Source organism: Guyparkeria sp., assembly GCF_046545975.1.
GTDB lineage: Bacteria > Pseudomonadota > Gammaproteobacteria > Halothiobacillales > Halothiobacillaceae > Guyparkeria.
Window position 1 is genome coordinate 1 of sequence record NZ_JBKGYT010000133.1, and the last position, 2,723, is coordinate 2,723.

Below are 2,723 nucleotides of genomic sequence, written 5' to 3' on the forward strand. Positions count from 1 at the left end.
ACCTCTGACCTCTGACCTCTGACCTCTGACCTCTGACCTCTGACCTCTGACCTCTGACCTCTTCAAGCTTCCAACTGTCAGCGTCAAGCTCCCATAAAACAAAAACCCCGCGACCGAAACGGCCACGGGGTCTTGGGATCGGCGATGGGCCGGGGGATCAGTCCTTGCCCATCAGCTGATCGAGGATCGCCGGGTTCTCCAGGGTGGAGGTATCGCCTTGTGGCGGCTCGCCCTTGGCGATGCCGCGCAGCAGCCGGCGCATGATCTTGCCCGAGCGGGTCTTGGGCAGGTTGTCGCCGAAGCGGATGTCGTCCGGCTTGGCGATCGGCCCGATCTGCTCGGCGACCCAGTTGCGCAGGGTCTTGACCATTTCCTCGGCGGCCTCGCCCTGCGGGCGGTCGCCCTTGACCACGACGAAGGCGACGATCGACTCGCCCTTCACGTCGTGCGGGCGTCCGACCACGGCGGCCTCGGCCACTTCCGGGTGCGCGACCAGTGCGGACTCCACTTCCATGGTACCGAGACGGTGACCGGAGACGTTGATGACGTCGTCGATGCGACCCATGATCCAGATGTAGCCGTCCTGGTCACGACGCGCCGAGTCGCCGGCGAGGTAGTAGCCCGGCAGGTTGTCCGGGAAGTAGGTGCGCTGGAAGCGCTCGTCGTCGCCCCAGATGGTGCGCAGCATCGACGGCCAGGGCCGCTTGATCACGAGGTTGCCGCCGTGATCCGTGGGCACCTGCTTGCCGTGATCGTCGACCACGTCGGCCATGATGCCCGGCAGCGGCAGGGTGCAGGAACCCGGCACCAGGTCGATCGCCCCCGGGATCGGCGCAATCGCGTGCGCGCCGGTCTCGGTCTGCCACCAGGTGTCGACGATCGGGCAGCGGCCGCCGCCGATGACCTGGTGGTACCAGACCCAGGCCTCGGGGTTGATCGGCTCGCCCACCGTGCCCAGCAGGCGCAGGCTGGACAGGTCGTACTTGCCCGGCACCTCGTCGCCCAGCTTCATCAGCGCGCGGATGGCGGTCGGCGCGGTGTAGAACACGCTCACCTTGTGACGCTGGACCATGTCCCAGAAGCGTCCGCCGTCCGGGTAGGTGGGCACGCCCTCGAAGACCACCTGGGTCACGCCCAGAGCCAGCGGACCGTAGGTAACGTAGCTGTGGCCGGTGATCCAGCCGACGTCGGCGGTGCACCAGTAGACATCGTCGTCATTCAGGTCGAAGACCCAGGCGCAGGTCGTCGCCGCGTTGACGAGATAGCCGCCGGTCGAATGCACGATGCCCTTGGGCTTGCCGGTCGAACCGGAGGTGTAGAGGATGAACAGCGGGTGCTCGGCCTCGACCATCACCGGCTCGCATTCGGCCGGCTGGCCGTCGATGGCCTCGGCCCAGGTCAGTTCCTTCGCGCTCGAGGCGCCGGTGGACACGCCACCGATGTGCTCGAGCATGATGACCGTCTCGACCGACGGGCAGCCGTGCTCGAGCGCCTTGTCCACCTGCGCCTTGAGGGTGACCTTCTTGCCGCCGCGCATGTTGCCGTCGGCGGTGATCACCATCTTCGCTTCGGTGTCGTTGATGCGATCGCGCAGCGCCTCGGCGGAGAAGCCGCCGAAGACCACCGAGTGGATCGCACCGATCCGCGCGCAGGCGAGCATGGCCACGGTGGCCTCGGGGATCATGGGCAGGTAGATGATCACCCGGTCGCCGCGTCCGATGCCCTGCGCCTTGAGCGCGTTGGCGAATCGCGCCACGCGGTCGTGCAGGTCCTGGTAGGAGATGTGCGTGACCGTGCCGTCGTCGGCTTCCGCGATGATGGCGGTCTTGTCCGCCTTTTCCGGCAGGTGGCGGTCGATGCAGTTGACCGAGGCGTTCAGCCGCCCGTCGGCGAACCACTTGAAGAACGGCGCGTTCGACTCGTCCAGCACCTGATTGAACGGCGTGTCCCAGGTGACGAACTCGCGCGCGAGTCGCGCCCAGAAGCCCTCGAAATCGCGCTCGGCCTCGGCGACCAACGCATCGAAGGCCGCACGGGACCCGATTCTCGCCCGGTCGGAAAACTCCGGCGACGGCGAGAAGACGCGGTTCTCGCTCAGAATGGACTCGAGGTTATCCATAAAGACTCCATCGTGTACGTTTTCGATTCGAATCGCTTGCGCCCGACCAGCGGCGCTTCAGCCGGGTAGATTAGCAAAAATCGACCGGCGACTGTGACCCTGCTGGCAGCGCGGCGGCCGCACCGGGCGAGCGCCACCGTCGATCGGGACGTTGCGAAGGATTCGTTCACTCGACACGAGGTTCGAGATGCAAGTCACTGCCCCGGCGACGGATCCCCGGTTTCATCAACCGGGTTATGCACAGAAGCTGTGGAACATTTCGTGGAAAACACGCCGACAACCGGAACGGTCGACGTCGGATCAAGCCCTTGCACGAACTGGCGGTTTTTTGACCAGCACCGCCCACACCCGGGCGTGATAGTCGCCAAGTGCTTGTTTTATTGAATCCTGTCTTCCCGAACGCCCGGTCCGGCAGGCACACGCCCGCCCACCGAAAGCCGGCCATTCACGCCAATCCTGCCAACCCGGGCCGCTGGTGCCCGCCTGTGGATAATTCCGTGGAAAACCTGGAAGGAACGGGGGGACAAACTGGGATCTTCGCCCAAATGCCGGCAACAGTGACGCTCCGGCTGCGGCCGACGTCGGGCCGATCGTCCGTTCGCCT

The 2,723-nt window shown here is 65.7% G+C and carries 1 protein-coding gene; it reads right to left on the reverse strand.

The window, feature by feature from the left end; translation table 11 throughout:
- Nucleotides 1-157: 157 nt before the first annotated feature.
- Nucleotides 158-2,119, reverse strand: coding sequence for an acetate--CoA ligase (acs, locus tag ACLFMY_RS08890; RefSeq protein ID WP_410764303.1), 1,962 nt, complete (start codon nt 2,117-2,119; stop codon nt 158-160).
- Nucleotides 2,120-2,723 lie beyond the last annotated feature (604 nt).

Bases quoted from the DNA above. Each gene is read 5' to 3' on its own strand.
- acs (WP_410764303.1), bottom strand. From the start codon at position 2,119: ATGGATAACCTCGAGTCCATTCTGAGCGAGAACCGCGTCTTCTCGCCG.